This is a genomic window from Rhodococcus sp. LB1 (assembly GCF_001583455.1).
Classification (GTDB): domain Bacteria; phylum Actinomycetota; class Actinomycetes; order Mycobacteriales; family Mycobacteriaceae; genus Rhodococcus_F; species Rhodococcus_F opacus.
Window position 1 is genome coordinate 1 of sequence record NZ_LTCZ01000448.1, and the last position, 18225, is coordinate 18225.

Annotated in this window: 16 protein-coding genes and 1 pseudogene; 5 read left to right on the forward strand and 12 right to left on the reverse strand. The window is 63.5% G+C overall.

The genetic code is table 11. The features are described from left to right. Positions 1–344, reverse strand: a pseudogene (locus tag AZG88_RS49065) (hypothetical protein); the annotation flags it as partial. A 509-nt stretch (positions 345–853) separates the two neighbouring features. Between AZG88_RS49065 and AZG88_RS49070 the strand changes: the two are divergent. Next, positions 854–1150 carry a hypothetical protein gene (locus AZG88_RS49070; protein ID WP_061701619.1) on the forward strand — a complete coding sequence of 99 codons (297 nt, stop codon included), beginning with the start codon at positions 854–856 and terminating at the stop codon, positions 1148–1150. Positions 1151–1188: 38 nt separating this feature from the next. On the opposite strand, the gene AZG88_RS49075 is transcribed toward AZG88_RS49070, so the two are convergent. From AZG88_RS49075 to AZG88_RS49100, 7 genes are all read right to left on the reverse strand, one after another. Continuing rightward, positions 1189–2049 carry an IS5 family transposase gene (locus tag AZG88_RS49075; RefSeq protein ID WP_061701620.1) on the reverse strand — a complete coding sequence of 287 codons (861 nt, stop codon included), beginning with the start codon at positions 2047–2049 and terminating at the stop codon, positions 1189–1191. Positions 2050–2359: 310 nt separating this feature from the next. After that, a complete protein-coding gene (locus tag AZG88_RS53230) occupies positions 2360–2734 on the reverse strand; it encodes a zinc-binding dehydrogenase (protein ID WP_197488061.1) in 375 nt (124 codons plus the stop codon). After that, the gene (locus AZG88_RS53235) at positions 2735–3337 is read right to left on the reverse strand and encodes an NADPH:quinone reductase (RefSeq protein WP_197488059.1); all 603 of its coding nucleotides are present in this window, start codon (positions 3335–3337) and stop codon (positions 2735–2737) included. It lies immediately after the preceding gene. Between the two features lie 631 nt (positions 3338–3968). Then, on the reverse strand, positions 3969–4250 hold the full coding sequence (locus tag AZG88_RS49085; protein WP_061701621.1) for a hypothetical protein: 282 nt from the start codon (positions 4248–4250) through the stop codon (positions 3969–3971). Beyond that, the gene (locus tag AZG88_RS49090) at positions 4247–5575 is read right to left on the reverse strand and encodes a dihydrolipoamide acetyltransferase family protein (protein WP_061701622.1); all 1329 of its coding nucleotides are present in this window, start codon (positions 5573–5575) and stop codon (positions 4247–4249) included. Before AZG88_RS49090 ends, AZG88_RS49085 begins: the two co-directional genes overlap by 4 nt. A gap of 8 nt (positions 5576–5583) precedes the next feature. Further along, positions 5584–6561 carry an alpha-ketoacid dehydrogenase subunit beta gene (locus AZG88_RS49095; protein ID WP_061701623.1) on the reverse strand — a complete coding sequence of 326 codons (978 nt, stop codon included), beginning with the start codon at positions 6559–6561 and terminating at the stop codon, positions 5584–5586. Positions 6562–6652: 91 nt separating this feature from the next. Continuing rightward, complete coding sequence (locus AZG88_RS49100; protein WP_061701624.1) at positions 6653–7708, reverse strand: thiamine pyrophosphate-dependent enzyme; 1056 nt, start codon at positions 7706–7708, stop codon at positions 6653–6655. Between the two features lie 331 nt (positions 7709–8039). Between AZG88_RS49100 and AZG88_RS49105 the strand changes: the two genes are divergently transcribed. Next, a complete protein-coding gene (locus tag AZG88_RS49105) occupies positions 8040–8807 on the forward strand; it encodes an IclR family transcriptional regulator (protein ID WP_061701627.1) in 768 nt (255 codons plus the stop codon). A gap of 110 nt (positions 8808–8917) precedes the next feature. On the opposite strand, the gene AZG88_RS49110 is transcribed toward AZG88_RS49105, so the two are convergent. From AZG88_RS49110 to AZG88_RS49125, 4 genes are read right to left on the reverse strand one after another with little or no spacing between them, the layout of a single operon-like run. Next, positions 8918–10087 (reverse strand): acyl-CoA dehydrogenase family protein, encoded by a 1170-nt coding sequence (locus AZG88_RS49110; RefSeq protein ID WP_061701629.1) that lies wholly within the window; start codon positions 10085–10087, stop codon positions 8918–8920. Positions 10088–10089: 2 nt separating this feature from the next. Beyond that, complete coding sequence (locus AZG88_RS49115) at positions 10090–10578, reverse strand: MaoC family dehydratase (protein ID WP_061701631.1); 489 nt, start codon at positions 10576–10578, stop codon at positions 10090–10092. Beyond that, the gene (locus AZG88_RS49120; protein WP_061701632.1) at positions 10575–11738 is read right to left on the reverse strand and encodes a CaiB/BaiF CoA transferase family protein; all 1164 of its coding nucleotides are present in this window, start codon (positions 11736–11738) and stop codon (positions 10575–10577) included. The genes AZG88_RS49115 and AZG88_RS49120 overlap by 4 nt, the downstream gene beginning before the upstream one ends. After that, positions 11735–12607 (reverse strand): HpcH/HpaI aldolase/citrate lyase family protein, encoded by an 873-nt coding sequence (locus AZG88_RS49125; RefSeq protein ID WP_061701634.1) that lies wholly within the window; start codon positions 12605–12607, stop codon positions 11735–11737. The genes AZG88_RS49120 and AZG88_RS49125 overlap by 4 nt, the downstream gene beginning before the upstream one ends. Positions 12608–13458: 851 nt before the next feature. On the opposite strand from AZG88_RS49125, the gene AZG88_RS49130 reads away from it, so the two are divergent. The 3 genes from AZG88_RS49130 to AZG88_RS49140 all read left to right on the forward strand — a co-directional run bounded on the left by AZG88_RS49130 (position 13459) and on the right by AZG88_RS49140 (position 18217). Next, positions 13459–15240, forward strand: coding sequence for a sigma-54-dependent Fis family transcriptional regulator (locus AZG88_RS49130; RefSeq protein ID WP_061701636.1), 1782 nt, complete (start codon positions 13459–13461; stop codon positions 15238–15240). Positions 15241–15535: 295 nt separating this feature from the next. After that, positions 15536–16447, forward strand: a complete 912-nt coding sequence (locus AZG88_RS49135) for an alpha/beta hydrolase (RefSeq protein WP_061701638.1) — start codon at positions 15536–15538, stop codon at positions 16445–16447. Positions 16448–16576: 129 nt separating this feature from the next. Continuing rightward, positions 16577–18217: a flavin-containing monooxygenase gene (locus tag AZG88_RS49140; protein WP_061701640.1), complete on the forward strand. Its 1641-nt coding sequence runs from the start codon at positions 16577–16579 to the stop codon at positions 18215–18217. Positions 18218–18225 lie beyond the last annotated feature (8 nt).

Here is an 18225-nt window from a genome sequence, read left to right on the forward strand (position 1 = left end):
GCGCTGAGTTTGCGCAGCGCGTCGCTGGGGTTGGCCCAGTTCTTGTCGTAGTTGTCGGCGACTTCTTTGGCGGAGAGGTGCGGGAACGACAGGATGCGTTCGACGGCGTCACTGAGCACCGTCTTCTCGTCGAGGATGTCGTCCGATTCGATGAGCTCGAGGATCGGGTCGTCTCGATCGATCCGTCCGGCCAGCATGATGTGGGTGACCCTGTCGGCGACCAGCCGCATGCTCGGCCTCTTGTACAGCTCGGCGCGCATGCGGGCGATGAACTCGTGGTCGCTCACGCCGCTGCGCTGTTGCGGATCGGCCTCGTAGCCCGAGGCTGCGGTCTTGTGCGCCATGTCCCCTCCTCGATGCCCGAGCAGATACTCCTTCTATATAGAAGTCTACCGTAGATTTGCGCTCGAGGGCAGGGCCCGGAAAGGGGGCCCGATGTCATAGCCCGCCGAACCGGCCCGTACCTGGGCCGCTGCCGGCAGACGCCGGTCGTGCGCGCTGTGCGCGCCATGCGCCCGGGTCTGTGCGACAAGTATGTGACCAGCAGGAACGATGCGCCACGGTGCAAGGCGAATCCAACGGACGGGAGCGTCGACGAGGACATCGAGTATGGGGGTGGGTCCCACGAACTGGGGCAGGTGCCTCGCTGATCGATGTCTCGGCGATCTCAACAGGGGCAAAGCCTGCATGAACCGCCGAGCGAAGGCTGGGGTGCCCTGCCGCTGACAATCCGCGGGGCCCGGATCCTCCGCAGGACCCGGGCCCGCCAAGCCTGGTCCCGGCAACACGTCCGAGCTCCCCGGCATACTCACACCACAACAACCCCAACCACACACCGGGAGACGGCACCGCCATGATCAGTTGGACCCTCACCATCGCCGCCGAAGACGCCGCGACCGCCCAGACCGGTGCCGCCCTCGACCTCCGCACCGCGGCCACCGAACTCATCGACGCCGCCAGAGCCTCCATCATCGAGTCCGACGCCGCACACCGGCCCGTCTATACGCTCACCCTCGACGGCGACTGGCTAACCTCGATCGTCACCGGCGACACTCCCACCGGCGCACCCGACCGGGACCTCGCCCTCGATCGGCTCGCCGACATCGAAAACGAACTCGTCGGCCGCGACCGCGTCGCCGACCCGAACTAACCGGCACCACGAGCCTTAGAGAGCATTCGGAAACTGGGTCATGTCCGTGCGAGGCGTCGGGTCATGAGGCCGATCATGGCGATGTGAATGACGGCCTCGTGGTGGTCGGGTCGGTTCTCGTAAGCGCGGGCGCAACGGCGGTGCTTGTTGATCCAGGCAAACGTGCGCTCGACTACCCAAACCCGGGGCCGCACCTGGAATCCGCACGCGCCGGGGATCCGTCTGATGATCTCAACCTGCAGGGCGAGCACGCTTTTCGCCCAGCCGAGCAGTCTCCCCGGGTAGCCGCCGTCGCCCCAGACGAGCCGGACGGTGGAGAAGCCGCCCCGCAGTCCGGCCAGTAGCCGGTGCGCGGCGTCGCGATCCTGGATCGAGGCGGCGGTCACCATGACCGCGAGCAGTAGCCCGTTGACATAGACCGCAATGTGCCGCTTGACCCCATTCGTTCGCTTCCCGCCGTCCCATCCGCGACGGGATCCGGGCACCGTGTCGGCGGCGGGCACGGTCTGCGAGTCGACGATCGCCGCGGTCGGGCACCGGTCGCGTCCGGCACGCACGCGGAGCCGGTCGCGCAGCGCGTCGTGGATGCGCTGCCACACCCCGGCGCGGACCCAGCGGACGAAGATCCCGTACACCGTAGACGCCGGCGGGAACTCCACCGGCAGCTGCCGCCATGCGATCCCACCGCGAACCACGTAGAGAATCGCATCCAGAATCAGCCGTCGGCAATACTTTTCGGGTCTGCCGCCACGACCGGTGGTGTTGCCCGGCGGCGGCAGCATCGGTTCCAGCACCGCCCACTGCGCGTCGGTCAGTGACGAGGACGGATATACCGCACACCGATGCCCCGGCGAGCAGGGTGGGCACGCCGGACACGGCGCGATGGACGATGATGGCATGGTGGGCTCCTGGGTACGGTCAGCGACTGTTCATCCCTGACCCAACCAGGAGCCCACCTCTACACCACCAGCGCGCTCACGTGCACTGCCACGAGTTTCCGAATGCTCTCTCAGAACGAGCAAACGCTCCTCGGTCATGTCGCGGATGGCGTACTTCGGCCCCTCTCGGCCGATACCGCTGTCCTTGAGCCCCGCACGGCATCTGATCCGCCCGCCCGCCCCCTCGAGGTGCCGTTCACGATGACTCCGCCGGTGCGGATACTCGTGGCCATAGGCTCATCCGGAAGGCTTCGCCCTTGAGGATGGGTGTTCAGGAGCAGTCCAGCACCACTTTGCCAGTGGCGTGTGTCGACAGGATTCTCTCGTGTGCCGCAGTGGCTTCCTGCAGCGGAAAGATCGCCCCGACTACGGGATGGAGCACTCCCCGCGCAAGATAGTCGGAGACGGCCGATATCGCCTCACTAGCCGCTGCCTCGGACGTGTTCCATACCGCCATGCCCCTGATATCCGCTTCGGCGATCATGGTCAATCGTGGGGTGAACTCGATCACCCCACGGCTTCCTACGATGACGACTCGGCCGTACTTGGCAAGGATCTTCAGGTCGGCTTCGAGGTTGGCGTCGGCGAGCATTTCGATTACCAGATCGGCTCCCTGGCCGTGGGTGAGATCGGTGACCCTATCCAGTTAGTTGGGTGCGGAGTGGTCCAGGACGTAGTGGGCACCGTTGTCAAGGACAAGTCGGCGTCCCTCCGCCGTCCCGGCCGTCCCGATGACTGTCAATCCCTCGGCTGCCGCCATCTGTACCGCAGGAAGTCCCACACCGCCGCTGGCCCCGTGGATCAGAACGGTCTCCCCGTGCCGCGCACCGCCTCGTTGGAACAGTGCCCGATAGGCGGCGATACATGGTACGCCGATTGCTGCTCCCTGCTCGAACGACAGGTGGTTGGGTAACGCGCGAACAGTGTGCGCCTGACATACCATCAGCTCGGCGTATGCCCCCGAATGGGCGGAGTCGAGAGCAGCCACGAAGACTCGGTCACCGGCGGTCAGGGAATCGACGTCGCAACCGACGGATTGCACAACTCCTCCGCAGTCGAACCCCGGGGTGTACGGCAAATCGGGCTGACTGAATGCGTATGTGCCACTGCGAATATAGGTGTCTGCCGGATTGACCCCCGCGGCATGAACCCGGATCACCACTTGCCCCGGGCCTGGGCGGGGGTCGGGGGCTGGGCCGTATCGCAGGACGTCGGGGCCGCCGAATCGCGTTACCTCAATTTTGTGCACGTTGCTCCTCGATCGCCAATCGGACAGTGTTGGAGGGGTGGGTTAATCTGTGAGCGTAGGTAACCCGCGTGCGAAGCTGCGGCAACAGGACTTATGCGGGTTGTGACATGACCCGCCAGCAGTGAATGCGTATGACTGTCGGGATCCGGTATATCCGCTTGCGAAGCATTTCCATCAGGCGGGAATCCCCTGTGCACACGAATTCTATTGACCAGGACGTATCAGCGTTGGGGAAGGCCCGAAATTGAAGTGGCTCGGCTCCTTTGAGTCGAATTTCGTTGGCTACACGAATGACCCCGGTAAAACCTTCGGACACGGTGATGCGGTGTCCGAAGAGGGTGGGGTTGGTGTCCCGTGCGGTCGTGTTGAGGTGGTGGAGTTCAATCATGAAGACCTCTAGTGGATGATTCCGGGTGGGTCACCACAAGGAATCGATGTTTCTTGACTCGGGGGTGTCGAATCGACAGTGAAGGTGATTTGGTTTGCCGGCGAACGCAAGGTGACGGGTGGGTGTGGACGTACGGTGCGACGTCGGCGGTGGCGGGGCCTCGCGGATCAGTTCGCCGACGCCGGGCCGATCCGGCCACAATGAGGTCGTACGAATTTGTCACTTCGGATCCTTCTGGGTCACTTATTCGCTGGCGGAGGGGTGGGAAGTCGGTGAGCGGAATTGATAGACGGCGTTGGTGGGGTGCACCGGCCAGATGTCGACTGCGCCGTCGAAGTGCGAGACCATCCAGCACACGCGGGTGCGGGAGGGAACGACCATGGTGATCTGGACCCACGGTGAGGTAGGTGCCGGTCCGCGGGGTACCAGGCGTACCTGCATGCCGACCCTCGAGTGCGCGGAGGGCTTGCCGGAGCGCTTCGCGGTGTTGGTGGGTGCGACCATCTGGGTTTCTCCGCGTGTCATCCGAAGGCGATGAGGTTGAGGGGGTCTTCGAGGATGCGGGAGAGGTCGTAGAGCAACTGGGATCCCTGCTGGCCGTCGACGAGGCGGTGGTCGAAGGACAGGCCGAGGGTGGTGATGGAGCGGATGGTGATGGCGTCGTCGATCACCCACGGTTGTTTGCGGACGGCACCGAAACACAGGATGGCCGCTTCGCCGGGGTTGAGTATCGGGGTGCCGGTGTCGACACCGAAGACACCGACGTTGGTGATGGTGATGGTGCCGCCGGACAGGTCGGCGGGCGAACTCTTGCCCTCCCTCACGGTCGCAGTCAGTTGTTCGAGGGCGGCCGCCAGCTCCTGCAGGCTCATATGGTTGGCGTCCTTGATGTTCGGGACGACCAATCCGCGGGGGGTGGCGGCGGCGATGCCGAGGTTCACGTATTTCTTCAGGACGATCTCGTCGGCAGCGTCGTCCCAGGCGGAGTTCAGTGAGGGGTTGCGCCGAAGCGCCACGATCAGGGCGCGGGCCACCAGAGTCAACGGTGTGAGTTTGACGCCGTCGAATGCGGGGCTGGCTTTGAGCCGGGCCAGGAGCTCCATCGTCGCCGTCATGTCGACGGTGATGAACTCGGTGACGTGAGGGGCGGTGAAGGCGCTGCGCACCATCGCTTGGGCGGTGTGCTTGCGCACGCCGCGGACCGGGATTCGCTCCTCGCGCGAGGTGTCGGATGCCGGCGCGGACGGCGCCGCGGTCCCCGCAGCGGCAGTGTCGGCTGGAGATTCGGTGCTCTGTTCGTGGCGCAGAACGTCGCCGCGGGTGATGCGGCCGTTGGGGCCGGTACCTACCAGCTCGTGGAGCTCGATCCCTTTGTCCTTGGCGATTTTACGCACCAGGGGTGTGGTGCGTACCGGTGCCGCGGTGGGGGCAGGTGGGGTCGGGGTAGAGTCGCACCCGCTCACTTCGGTGTTGCGTTTGCGGCGTCGTTGGGTGGAGCGGTCCGATGGCCCGTATCCGACCAGGACAGAGGGACGTGATGTCTCGGGCTCCGGAGCCGGATCCGCCCGGTCCAGGCCGGAGTCGACGGCCAGAAGCGGCGAGCCGACCGGCACGGTCTGGCCTTCCTCGACGAGCAGAGCGATGACGGTGCCTGCGAACGGGGAGGGCAGTTCTACCAACGACTTCGCGGTCTCGATCTCGACGACGATGTCGTTGATGGCGACCGTGTCGCCGACGGCTTTGTGCCAGGTCACCACTTCGGCTTCGGTGAGGCCTTCGCCGACGTCGGGGAGGTGGAAGAGATTGCCCTGGGGGGTGGTCGTCGAATCAGGCAGGATGGAGGTACTCATAGCTGGGGTCACCACGCGAAGGATCGGTCGACGGCGTCGAGGACACGGTCGAGGTCGGGTAGGTACTGGTCTTCGTATTTGGCGGGGGGATAGGGAGTGTCGAATCCGCCGACGCGAAGAACGGGAGCCTCGAGGTGGTAGAAGCATGCTTCGGTGACCGAGGTGCCGATTTCGGCGCCGAGGCCGGCGAACATCGGTGCCTCGTGGACGACGACGCACCGACCGGTGCGGCGTACCGAGTCGGTGGTGGTGGCCATGTCCAGCGGGGACAGCGAGCGTAGATCGATCACCTCGAGTTCGCGGCCGTCCTCGGCGGCGGCGGCGGCCGCGGCGTCGAGGCAGGTCTGCACCATGCCGCCGTAGGTGAGCACGGTCAGATCCCGCCCGGGCCGCACGACGTGCGCCCGGTCCAGCGGAAGAGTTGGTTCACTCTTCGATACTTCGCCTTTCGACCAGTACCGGCGCTTGGGCTCGTAGAAGATGACCGGGTCTTCGCTGGTGACGGCCTGACGGAGCATCCAGTGCGCGTCCTGTGGGTTTGAGCAGCACACGACCCGGAGACCGGCGGTGTGGGCGAAGTAGGCCTCGTTGGATTCGCTGTGGTGCTCGACAGCTCCGATGCCGCCGCCGACCGGGATTCGGATGACGACCGGCACGGCGATGGTGCCACCGGAGCGGGCGCGAATCTTGGCCAGCTGGGAGACGATCTGATTGAACGCCGGGTAGACGAACCCGTCGAACTGAATTTCGCAGATCGGACGGTAGCCTCGGATGGCCAGGCCGATCGCGGTACCGATGAGGCTCGATTCGGCGAGGGGGCTGTCGATGACCCGTTGGTCGCCGAAGTCCTTCTGCAGTCCGTCGGTGACGCGGAAGACGCCTCCGAGTCCGCCGACGTCCTGACCCATGACCATGGTGCGCGGATCGTCCTCGAGCAGGTGTCGCAGGCCGGTGTTGAGTGCTTTCGAAAGAGTGAGTTCGGGCATGTTCTTCCCCTAGGGCGTCGGCGGAGCCGGGGTACGGCCGGGTCGGGCGGTGTCGCGTCGCGACCGCCGGTAATGGACGGAGGAGTCGACGTCAGTCGACGAAGGACGCGAGCAGGTCGCGGTACCGGTCACGTTGCTCGATGAGGTGGGGGCTCGGTTCGGTGAGGACGTTGTCGAACCAGCCGGTCATCTCGGGCTTGGGCAGGGCCAGGCACGCGGCCCTGGTCGCGTTACCCAGTGCGGCACATTCCTCGTCGAGGGCTTGGCGGTGTTCGTCGTCGATCCACCCTTCGCGGTCCAGCAACAACTCCATGCGGTGAATGGGATCGCGGTCACGCCAGTCGGCGACCTCGCCGGAGGTGCGGTAGCGGCCGGGGTCGTCGGACGTACTGTGCCCGGCCATGCGGTAGGTCATCGCCTCGATGAAGGCCGGCCCACCGCCGCTGCGAATCGTCTCTGCGGCGCGGGCGGTCACCGCGCGGACCGCCAGGACGTCGTTTCCGTCGACGAGGTGCGAATCCAATCCGAACCCCTGTGCGCGCTGGTGCAGCGGGGCGCGCATCTGGCGGTTTGTCGGGGTCGAGATCGCCCACTGGTTGTTCTGGCAGAAGAACAGCAGCGGGACATCGGTGGTGGCGGCCCAGTTGAAGGCTTCGCTTGCGTCGCCTTCACTGCTGGCTCCGTCGCCGAAGTAGGTGACGACGATTTCGTCCGTTCCATCGCGCTGGATGCCCATCGCGTAGCCGGTGGCGTGCGGCAACTGCGCGGCCAGGACCAAGGTGTTGATGTGGAACCGATATTGTTCGGCGTTCCACCCACTGTGCTGATTGCCGCGCCACTGCACGAGCAGTTCCGTCGGGGTGATGCCCCGCACCAGCGCGGCGGCGTGCTCGCGGTAGCTGGGAAAGACGTAATCGGTGCGCCGCAATGCGGTGATCGATCCCACCTGGGCGGCTTCTTGTCCGTGGACCTGGAGCCAGAGCCCGAGTTCGCCCTGCCGCTGCAGTGCGAGTGCCTCCTCGTCGAAGCGCCGTGCCAGTCGCATGTGGCGATACAGATCGCGGCACAGCTCGGCGGTCACGTCGAGGGGGTAGTCGGGATGTGGATGCAGATTTCCCTGCGGATCGAGTAGCTGAACGGCTTGCACGGGGCCTCCACCTCGTTGGCGCGTTGCCCAGCAGGCCGGGGATGTGGCGCGGTAACTGGGACGGTGTTGTTCTCCGTCGACGGGGTTGTGTCGGCGGTTCGGGCCGGCGCGGAGGGCGTCGCTGCCGCGGTGCCTTTCGGCTTCGGCGAATGTGATCGTTCTGCGTCCGACCTGTGCAAAAGGTACCACTGTGCGGAACTGCGTGCCAAGGGTGTGAACGATTTTGCTCCGTTCATGTTTCCGAGGGCTATTTTGACGTGGGGATTTGGTACTATCGTTCCGCAGCCTGGAACAGATTCTGTTTCATGCGATCGTCCACCAAGGAGTAGTTGTGAGCCAGAGCGATCGGCCAACGGCCAGTGTCTTGAGCACGTTCCGCGTTCTCGAGGAGGTCGCCCAGCGCCAACCCGTGGGAGTCTCCGAAATCGCCCGCAGCGCCGGCATGCCCAAGAGCACTGTCCAGCGTTGCCTGGCCACCCTGCACCACGCCGGATGGCTCCGGCTGGTCGATACCGACCGCGCCAAGTGGGGGGTGACGACCAAGCCGTTGAGTATCGGTTTGCGCGCGGCGGGGGAGGAGGGACTGCGTGAGGCGGCCGCGCAGTATCTCGAGGAACTGCGTGACCTGACGGACGAAACCGTCCACCTGACCGCACGCGACGGCGACCAGCTGATTATCCTGTCCCGCCGGGACTCGACGCAGGCAGTGCGCACCTACGTCGACGTCGGAGCCAAGGCGCCGCTGCACGCCACCTCCAGTGGCTTGGCGATCCTGGCGAATCTTCCCGAGGACGAGGTCGACCGGATCCTCGACAGTGGTCTCGAGCGGTTCACGCCGGACACCATCGTGTCCAAACGGGATCTGGTCCAGGAGATCGGCCGAGTCCGCGAGCAGGGATACGCAGTCAACCCCCGATCATGGTGGCGTCCCGAGGTCAGCGCCGTTGCCGCTGCAGTACTGACGGCGACGGGGCGGCCCGTGGCCGCCGTGGCGATTTCGATCCCCACCTCGCGCTTCGACCCGGAGCGCATCGCCTTCTACGCCACCTGCGCGACCGACGCCGCGAACAGGATCAGCAAAGCTCTCGAATCCTTCTGAGCGAGGCCGCACGCGGTCCGCTCCCGTCTGTGCACGGCCGCAACCCGTTTCGCGCAGGACTGTGCCGCGAAGGTCCGGTGATCATCGGACCTTCGCGGCATGTGGGCGGGTCAGAACGAGCGCGGCATCTTCAGCACGTGCTCGCTGATGTAGGACAGGATCAGGTTCGTCGAGATGGGTGCGACCTGGAACAGTCGTGTCTCCCGGAATTTTCGTTCGATGTCGTACTCGACGGCGAAGCCGTATCCGCCGTGGGTCTGTATGGCCGCGTTGGCGGCCTCCCATGACGCGTCGGCGGCCAGCATCTTGGCCATGTTCGCCTCGGCACCGCAGGGCTGGTGTGCATCGAACAGATCGGCTGCGCGCCAACGCATCAGATCGGCAGCCTCGACGTGGACATGGGAGCTGGCGATAGGAAACTGGATACCCTGGTTCTGCGCGATCGGCCGGTCGAAGACCACTCGTTCGGTGCCGTACTTGGCAGCGCGTTCGACGAACCAGCGCCCGTCGCCGATGCATTCGGAGGCGACGAGGATCCGTTCGGCGTTCATTCCGTCGAGCACGTACCGGAAACCGCGCCCCTCCTCGCCGATGAGGCTGCTGGCGGGAATGAAGGCGTCGTTGAAGAACACTTCGTTGGTCTCGTGGTTGACCATCGTGCGCAGGGGCCGCGCCTCGAAGCCCTCTATTTCACGCAGGTCGATCAGGAACAGCGACAGGCCGTCGGACTTGCGGGTGACCTGATCGAGCGGGGTGGTCCGGGCGAGGAGCAACATCAGGTCGGAGTGCTGCACGCGGGAGATGAACACCTTTTGCCCGTTGACCACATACCCGCCGTCGGTGCGCACAGCAGTGGTGCGCAGTCGGGTGGTGTCGGTTCCGGCGGTCGGCTCGGTGATGCCGAACGCCTGCAGGCGCAGCTCGCCGGCCGCGATGGACGGCAGGTACCGCTGCTTCTGCTCCTCGCTGCCGTGGCGGAGCAGTGAGCCCATCGTGTAGAGCTGCGCGTGGGCTGCGGCGCCGTTGCCGCCGTTGGCGTTGATGGTCTCAAGGATCACGGTGGCATCGCCCAGGCCCAGACCTAAACCGCCGTATTCCTCGGGCACCAGCGCGCCCAGGCATCCGGTCTCGGTGAGCGCTGCGACGAATGCCTCCGGGTAGCTGTGCGTTTCCTCGAGCTCGCGCCAGTAGCTGTCCGGGTACCGGTCACAGACTTGCTTGACCAGTCCGCGCAGGTCTTTGCGTACTTCGGTGCGTTCGTCGGCCAGGCTGATCGTCATGGTCAGTTCTCCTCGTGGTGCGGGCCGAAGCCGCGCTTGTAAACCAGTAGCGTGCGGGTGAATTCGATGACGACGTCACCGGTCTGCTTGTATCCGGTGGTACGGACTGTGACGATGCCGAGGTTCGGTCGCGAGTTCGACTCTCGAACGGCCTCGACGCTCGACCGCGAACGGATGGTGTCATCTTCGAAAACGGGGTTGGGCAGGGTGATCTCTCCCCATCCCAGGTTGGCGAAGACGTTCTGGGACACGTCGGTGACGCTCTGGCCGCAGACCAGCGCCAGGGTGAAGGTCGAGTTCATCAGCGGCTTGCCGAACTCGGTGCGGCGGGCGTACTCGTGATCGAAGTGCAGCGGTGCCGTGTTCTGGGTCAGCAGGGTGAACCAGATGTTGTCGGTGGTGGTCACCGTGCGTCCCAGGGGGTGTTCGAACACGTCCCCCACGATGAAGTCTTCGAAGAAGCGGCCACGCCAGCCGGTATGTGTCGTCATGAGAATGTCTCCTCGCTGATGAGTTGAAGTTCGGCCAGTACGGCGGCGGTGTGTTCACCGCAGGCTGGGACCGCACCGCCGACGGCGCAGCGTCCGCCGGGCGTTGCGGTGGGGCGGAGGGTGGAGACCACCGCCCCGGGGATCTCGGTGGACAACCACCGTGATTCGGCGGTGAGTTCGGGGTGGGTCGACATCGCATCGAGCGTGTTGAGGCGCGACCAGGCAATCTGTGCGGTGTCGAGGCGCTCGAGTAGGTCAGCAACATCGAGTGTGGCGAATGCGGATGCCAGTTCGGTGTCGAGGGCTAAACGATGCGCGACCCGTTGCGAGTTAGAGCAGAATCGCGGATCCGCTGCCAGATCGGGGCGGCCGATAACCTGTCGGCACAGGTTCGCCCATTCGCGTTCGTTCTGTACGGCGATCATCACTTGTTCGCCGCCCGCGGCGGATACGGCGCCGTAGGGTGCGATCGTGGGGTGGGAGGTGCCCATGGGTTTCGGGGACGCTCCGCTGTGGAGGGCGTAGTACAACGGGTAGCCCATCCATTCGGTCATCGCCTCGAACAGGGAAACCTGCACCGGCAGTGCCTCGCCGGTTCGATCGCGGTGCCGCAGCGCCGCGAGGATGCCGCTGTAGGCGAACGAGCCGGCGGCGATGTCGACCACGGAGATGCCGGTCTTGGCAGGAGCGCCGGGTGAACCCGTGATACTCATCAGGCCGGCCTCGGCCTGGATGAGCGCGTCGTAGGCCTTCTTGTCGCGCGAGGGTCCGTCGGCCGGGTAGCCGGAGATCAGGCACGCGATCAGGTCCGGATGCCGGCTGCGCAACGAGTCGATGTCGAGTCCCAGAGAGCGCAGGGCACGGGGGGAGAGGTTCGCGACGAGGACGTCGGCCCGGTCGAGGAGCGCATGGAGCGTGCGCTGTCCGTCCGGGCTGGCGAGGTCGAGTTCGACCGACTCCTTGCCGCGGTTGAGCCAGACGAACGCGCTGGCCTGACCGTGGACGACCGTGTCGTAGTTACGGGCGAAGTCTCCGCCGCCGGGGCGTTCGACCTTGATGACCCGCGCCCCGAGGTCGGCGAGTTGGCGGGTGGCCAACGGTGCAGCAACGGCCTGCTCGATGCCGACGACCGTGACATCGGCGAGTGGTAACGGTGTCATACGTGGACCTTCTCCGGTTCGAGACCGAGCAGTGCCGCCGCGCGGACGACTACGGGTCGGTCGATGAATGTTCCGTCGGGTAGGCGCACCGCACCGATACCGCTGACCTGCGCCTGCCGGTACGCGTCGACAACCGCCTGAGCATGGATCAGCTCCGCCTCGGACGGCGCGAACGCCGCGTGCACGGGGGCGATCTGGGCGGGATGGATGATCACCTTGCCGCCGAATCCCAGCGACCGCGCGTGCTGCGCGGACGCTTCCAGTTCGACCGGATCGTCCACCCGGGTATGGGGCCCGTCGAGCGGTCCGGCCAGTCCGGCTGCGCGGGAGACGAGCACGAGATGCGATCGGGCGTGCAGATATTCCTCGCCCGTCACGGTCGGTGTGACCCCGAGTTCGGCGGCCAGGTCCAAGGTCCCGAACACTAGGCACTGCACGCGGGGGGCGTGTGCGATGCTCTGGGCCGCCAGGATCCCGGCAGCGGACTCGAGGATAGCGAGGACCGGCAGTGGGATCTGCGTGGAGTGTTCGGATTCGAGACTCCGCAGGTCGGCGTCGAGCTCGAGGAGTTGGGCCGCGGACTCGACCTTGGGGATGAGGAGCCCGGCGGCCGAGCCGATCACCGCGCCCAGCGCGTCGAGATCGCTGCGGTAGTCATCGCTGCCGACCGCGTTCACCCGGACATAGACCCCTTCGCGGGTGGACTCCGCCAGGAACTCCCGGACATGATGGCGTGCCACAGGTTTCGACTCCGGTGCGACGGCGTCCTCGAGGTCGAGAACTACCGCGTCGGCCTCTGTCGCGACGGCGCGGGCCATGCGGTGAAGGTTGTCGCCCGGTGCGAACAACAGTGTTCGAAGCGAGTTCACTAATAGGCCTTTCGTATGTTCACTCTGATGGAACGATGTTCCGGCCAGTGGTACGAGATTGGCATCGTTGAACCGGTGCTGTCAAGAGAAACGCTCGAATGCCTCGACGAAAAGCGTGTGTTCTCTGTCCGGGCGGCCGTGACCGTAGAGTCGATCAATCACAGTTGTTCCATCCTCAGAACGTCGTCCTACTGCCACCTTCGCGATAAAACGCGCATGCAGAGTCATCCCACAGCAACGGGATTGCGCCTTGGGTTGCTGTCCCAGCCCGAGGGTGATTTCCGGGGGTATGCCCGCAGCGAACCAGGTGGAGTCACCACCGCCTCAGTATTGGGCCCGACTGAGACGGCACCGCAGCGAACCAGGCCGGGCGGACCCGACCTCTCGCCACAGCCACTCAACCGTGGTCACACTGCCTCGGCCGCCTTACGCATCAAAGGGGCAGGCCCCGGAAGGCGAGTTGCCCACTTGCTGCGACTAAGGGTTGATCAGTGGAGCCACCGGCTTGAGAGGGGCCAGGCGTTCGAAATTTGGCAGAGTGCACGGTCTGGAACCAAGCCAGGAGGGCCGACCGTTGCGCCAGTGATCTCACTCCGCACACCCCGCATACGCACGTCGGTGGACCGCCCGTAACAATAAAGCTCTGCCACTAGCCGATGGATATGCAGTACTGCGATAGATGATGCGGGCTCGGCAGGGGCATGCTCGTGAACACTTCGCTGGTCGGGAGCACATTCATGAGGTGTGTGCCAAAACGCTACACGTGCTCTAGCTCACACACGCGGCATACTTGGGTGAGATCTCCGAGCGCGGTTAAGGGCGCTGTTGATCCTTCGAAAGGAAAGCTACAAATGTTGGATACGGTTCGCGACCCGGCCCTCTTTCGTCAGCGGGAGAGTTTCCTGTCCGGGGGAGCGATGGACGAGCGGGTGCGGGTGCGCCCCGAGATCCTGGACTCCTGGCGGAGGTCGATGTCCTGCGCGGTGAACCCACAGGAATCAGGTCCGGAGTTCGTCGACATCAACACCGACTCCAGACTCACCGAGGCCGCGGTGCCGATCATCGACCGGGCATTCGAGACAATCGAGTCGGGAACGGCCGCGCTGGTCCTAACAGACGCGAACGGAATCGTTCTGCGCCGATGGTCCAGCGGGGGCTGGTTGAACCGGGCGCTCGGCGAGCCCTTTGCCCAGGCGGGCTACAGCCTCGCTGAGGCCTCGGTCGGGACGAATGCGATCGGGATAGTCCAGGAAACTGCGCGGCCTATCCTCATCGGCGGAGCTGAGCACTACTCAGATTCTTTCCTGCCTCTAGTGTGTGCAGGCTGTCCGATCTTCCATCCGATAAGCGCGAAGCTGATCGGCATTTTGGATGTCACATGCAAGGTGGCGGACACCCACACAGTGTTGCTGCCATGGGTATGCAAACTCGCTGAGGAAATTCAGCGATGTCTGTTGGACCGCAGTTCCAGGTCGGATCAGATGCTGATGGATGAGTACATGCGCGCTTCACGAGCCCCAAGCCGCTTACCCATTATCTGTCTCAATGACCGCACAATTATCGCTACACCTTCGGCGGCCCGTGTCGTCGATGGCGTGAATCAGGCCTTTCTGTGGGAGCACGTTGGACGCGCGATAGGGAAGACCGGATCCGAAACGTTCGATCTACCGCTGACCAGCGGGGACGCGGTGACCATCCACTGTCGGCCTATCTGCGATGACGGGAAGACCGTCGGTGCGGTCGTCCGGTTGGTTGATCGCCCGGCATCGCGGGCGCCCCTTGCCAGAACCACGGAGATGGCCGCTCGGCTCGAGTCGCTCGGTGGGCAGAGCGCTGCGTGGCGATTCATGTGCGAGGAGTTGGCGCGTGGTAAAGAACTGGGCATTCCGTTGCTGTTGAGGGGCGAGCCGGGCACGGGTAAGTTCACGCTCGCAGAAGCGACCTACCCCGACAATGAGTTAGTCGTCGTGGATGCGGCGACTGCATATGTCGAGGATGTGGCCCAATGGTTTGGGCGTTTGCAGCGTGCGCTGGACGCCGCCCCGCCAGCGGTGGTCGTCATCCGTCACCTGGATGTGCTCGAACCTAGACACAAACGCGTCGTCAGCGCCACCATTGAGCGCCATGTAGACCTGGGCAGGAAGCTGATCCTGGTCACCGAATCGATTGGACCCGAGACCGTTAGTCACAGCGCCGTCGACGATTTCACCGGATTCGCGATCACCGTGCCAGCGCTGAGCGATCGACAAGAAGACTTGCCTCATATCCTGGAGTCGCTGTCGATGTCACTGTCCGGTCGGCCTCGGCGGTGGCGGACGGATGCGATACAGGCGATTTCTCGTGCGGAGTGGCCTGGGAACGTACGTCAGCTCCGTAACATCGTTCGCGGCGTGATCAACGCACACCCTGCCGGTGACATCGGAGCTAAGCAACTGCCGGTGAATCTTCTCACCGACACACCCCGAAGGAATTTGGCGCGACTCGAGCGTTTGGAATTCAATGAAATCATCTCCGCCTTGCGCCGCTTCAACGGCAATAAGGTAGAAGTGGCCGACTACCTGCAAATCTCGCGGTCCACGCTATACCGCAAGATGAAGATGTTCGGTCTCGATCTGGATCGCTGGGCTTACTGAAGCGAGACAATAGATTGGTGCGCTCTTCGGACGCGTTCCGGTAAGAAATCTTCCTCCCCTCTCCGCGGAGGAAGTCGCGCCGCGTAAGCCGGGCAGTCGGAGGTCACGCTTGCTGCGGCCGATCTGTGACCAGTTGAAGCAAGCCATCGCCCATCCGCGAGAACGCGGCTTCGGTAAACACCATCAAGTGTCGCAAAATATTACACGCGTTGGGGTGTGACCGGATCTATGGTCATTTCAAGGAAATCGTAGGTATCGACCGGCCACCGCGGCGCGAACGTAATGGAGCTTGACAATGGCGAAAACGAGGTCTGACGCACTGCTGAAGTTGTTCCAGTCTATGGCGGAGCGAGCTGCATCAAATCCGAACATGGATTTGACGATGCTTCGAAATATGATGGAAGAACTGCACTTGCAGTCGTCCGAACCGGAAAAAGTCTGCTACGAAGAGGTTTCGGCGGGGGGAGTGCCCGCGATGTGGTGCAACCCCGAGGGGGCTGCCGAAGACCGTGTGCTGCTCTTCACGCACGGGGGCGGGTTCGTCACGAACTCCATGCACAGTCATCGAAAAGTAGTGGGCCACTTGGCTGGAGCGCTGGGCGTGCGGGCACTCACACTCGACTACCGACGTGCCCCAGAGAATCCCTACCCGTCGCAGCTCGAGGACGCGAAGACCGCCTACAAGTGGTTATTGTCTGAGGGGGTGGCGGCAAACCGCATTGTCACAGCCGGTGACTCCGCTGGAGGTAACCTGGCAACGAGTGTCGTTCTGGCACTCCGTGATGAAGGCGTGGCGCTGCCGGCCGCCGTTATCGGCTTCTCACCATGGTACGACATGGAGTTGGTGGGTGAGTCGATGGACAGCAATGCGTCGAGCGACGCCTTCGTGCAACGGGAAATCCTGAACCAGATGGCCACTCTATTCCTTGGAGAGCACGGCTCCCGAACGGATCCTTTGGCGAATCCGCTCCACGCGAACTTGGAGGGGTTCCCACCTGTCTTTCTCACCGCCGGCGGCGACGAGACGCTTCTGTCCGACTCAGAGAGATTCGCGAAGATGGCTACCGACGCAGGTGTGGAAACTGTACTGACAGTCGTACCTGGCATGCAGCATATCTACATCATGATGGCGGGTAGGGCACATGAGGCTGACGACATTGTCGGTGCCGTGGCTGAATGGGTACGTCCCAAGCTCGACCTGTCTTGACCGGCTGGTACCGGTACCGCACCGACGACTGAGCGCGGTGTGTTCTTCGCCTGCGCAGTGACCAACTCGTCCAAATATCTGTCGCTCGACTTGCAATTGATCGGCGGACCTCCATCGATAGGAGTCACCATGACAACCATGCCATTTAAAGACGAAGCCGATGCCTCGATCTCCTCCACACACGATGTCGTTGTAGTCGGTGCCGGGTTCTCCGGACTGTACATGCTGCACAAGCTGCGCGAACAGGGACTATCGGTTCTTGTGCTCGAGGCCGCCACCGACGTGGGCGGAACTTGGTACTGGAATCGTTATCCCGGAGCGCGCACCGATAGCGAGAGCTACTACTACGCATACTCATTTTCGCCAGAACTCGCCCAGGAATGGGAGTGGAGCGAACGGTACTCTTCGCAGCCGGAACTCCTCAAGTACCTCAGCCATGTTGCAGATCGCTTCGATTTGCGCACTGATATCTCATTCAACACGCGCCTACACTCAGCTGTGTTCGATGAAGACGCGAATGTGTGGCGGTTGACAACCGAGAGCGGTCAGCATCTCACAACAACGTTCCTCGTCACCGCTCTGGGGGTGCTTTCACAGCCTAATCTGCCACCCTTCAAAGGAATTGAGAAATTCAAGGGGGAGACTTACCACACCGCCCGATGGCCGCATGAGCCGGTAGACTTCAGCGGTAAGAGGGTCGGTGTAATCGGAACCGGATCCAGTGGTGTCCAGGCAATCCCGCAGATCGCACGTCAGGCATCGGAGCTGGTCGTATTCCAGCGCACACCAAACTTTGTGGTGCCCTCGCAGAACCACCCTACTGATCCGGAATTTATGCGCGAGATCAAAGAACGATACAGCGAGGTTTTCCGCGAGGCTCGTGAACACTGGTTCGCTGTTCCCTTGAAGATGACTAATCGAATGGGGTCCGACTTCAGCCCCACAGAGCAGCAGGAAATCTTCGAGGCCGGATGGAAGAAGGGTGGATTTCGGTTCCTCTTCGAAACGTTCGACGATGTCATGTTCAGTCCGGAGACAAATGAACTCGCAGCGGAGTTCATTCGGTCGAAGATAAGGGAAATCGTCAAGGATTCCGAGGTCGCCGAGTTGCTGTCCCCCCGCGACCACCCGTACGGGTCGAAGCGTCCGCCGGTCGGCACTGAGTATTACGAGACCTATAATTTGGACCACGTGTCCCTTGTCGACGTTCGCAAGGCACCGATCCAAGAGATCACGGAAGGTGGGGTGCGGACCGCAGATAAGAGTTATGAGCTGGACGCGATCGTCTTTGCCACAGGCTTCGACGTCTTCACCGGCGCGCTCAACGCGATCGATATTCGTGGCCGTGAGGGTCAGCCACTGCAAGCTAAGTGGGAGAGCGGTTCCCAGGCCTACCTCGGTCTGGCAACCAGCGGATTCCCGAACATGCTCATGGTGACTGGACCGGGCTGCCCGTTCACCAACCTGCCGGTCTGCATCGAGGAGAACGTCGAATGGATCGCGGGATGCATCGACTACGTCCGTAAGAACGGGGTAAAGCTAGTCGAGTCGACAGAGGCGGCGGACAAGGACTGGCTTCGGCAGGTTGAGGAGTCAACCGCTCAGACCCTGGTTCCGTTGGGCGAGAATGCTAACTCATGGTTGCTCGGCGCGAACATTGACGGCAAGCATCGCGGGCCGACCGTCTACTTTGGTGGTGCGGACAAGTACTTTCAGATCTGCGACGAGGTTGCAGAGAATGGGTACGAAGGATTCGAACTGCTGAAGTAGTTCCAGAT

Excerpts from the sequence above, each read along its gene's own strand:
- AZG88_RS49070 (WP_061701619.1), top strand. The coding sequence starts at position 854 with ATGATCAGTTGGACCCTCACCATCGCCGCCGAAGACGCCGCGACCGCC.
- AZG88_RS49075 (WP_061701620.1), bottom strand. The coding sequence starts at position 2,049 with ATGCCATCATCGTCCATCGCGCCGTGTCCGGCGTGCCCACCCTGCTCG.
- AZG88_RS49085 (WP_061701621.1), bottom strand. The coding sequence starts at position 4,250 with ATGACACGCGGAGAAACCCAGATGGTCGCACCCACCAACACCGCGAAG.
- AZG88_RS49090 (WP_061701622.1), bottom strand. The coding sequence starts at position 5,575 with ATGAGTACCTCCATCCTGCCTGATTCGACGACCACCCCCCAGGGCAAT.
- AZG88_RS49095 (WP_061701623.1), bottom strand. The coding sequence starts at position 6,561 with ATGCCCGAACTCACTCTTTCGAAAGCACTCAACACCGGCCTGCGACAC.
- AZG88_RS49110 (WP_061701629.1), bottom strand. The coding sequence starts at position 10,087 with ATGACGATCAGCCTGGCCGACGAACGCACCGAAGTACGCAAAGACCTG.
- AZG88_RS49115 (WP_061701631.1), bottom strand. The coding sequence starts at position 10,578 with ATGACGACACATACCGGCTGGCGTGGCCGCTTCTTCGAAGACTTCATC.
- AZG88_RS49120 (WP_061701632.1), bottom strand. The coding sequence starts at position 11,738 with ATGACACCGTTACCACTCGCCGATGTCACGGTCGTCGGCATCGAGCAG.
- AZG88_RS49130 (WP_061701636.1), top strand. The coding sequence starts at position 13,459 with ATGTTGGATACGGTTCGCGACCCGGCCCTCTTTCGTCAGCGGGAGAGT.
- AZG88_RS49135 (WP_061701638.1), top strand. The coding sequence starts at position 15,536 with ATGGCGAAAACGAGGTCTGACGCACTGCTGAAGTTGTTCCAGTCTATG.
- AZG88_RS49140 (WP_061701640.1), top strand. The coding sequence starts at position 16,577 with ATGACAACCATGCCATTTAAAGACGAAGCCGATGCCTCGATCTCCTCC.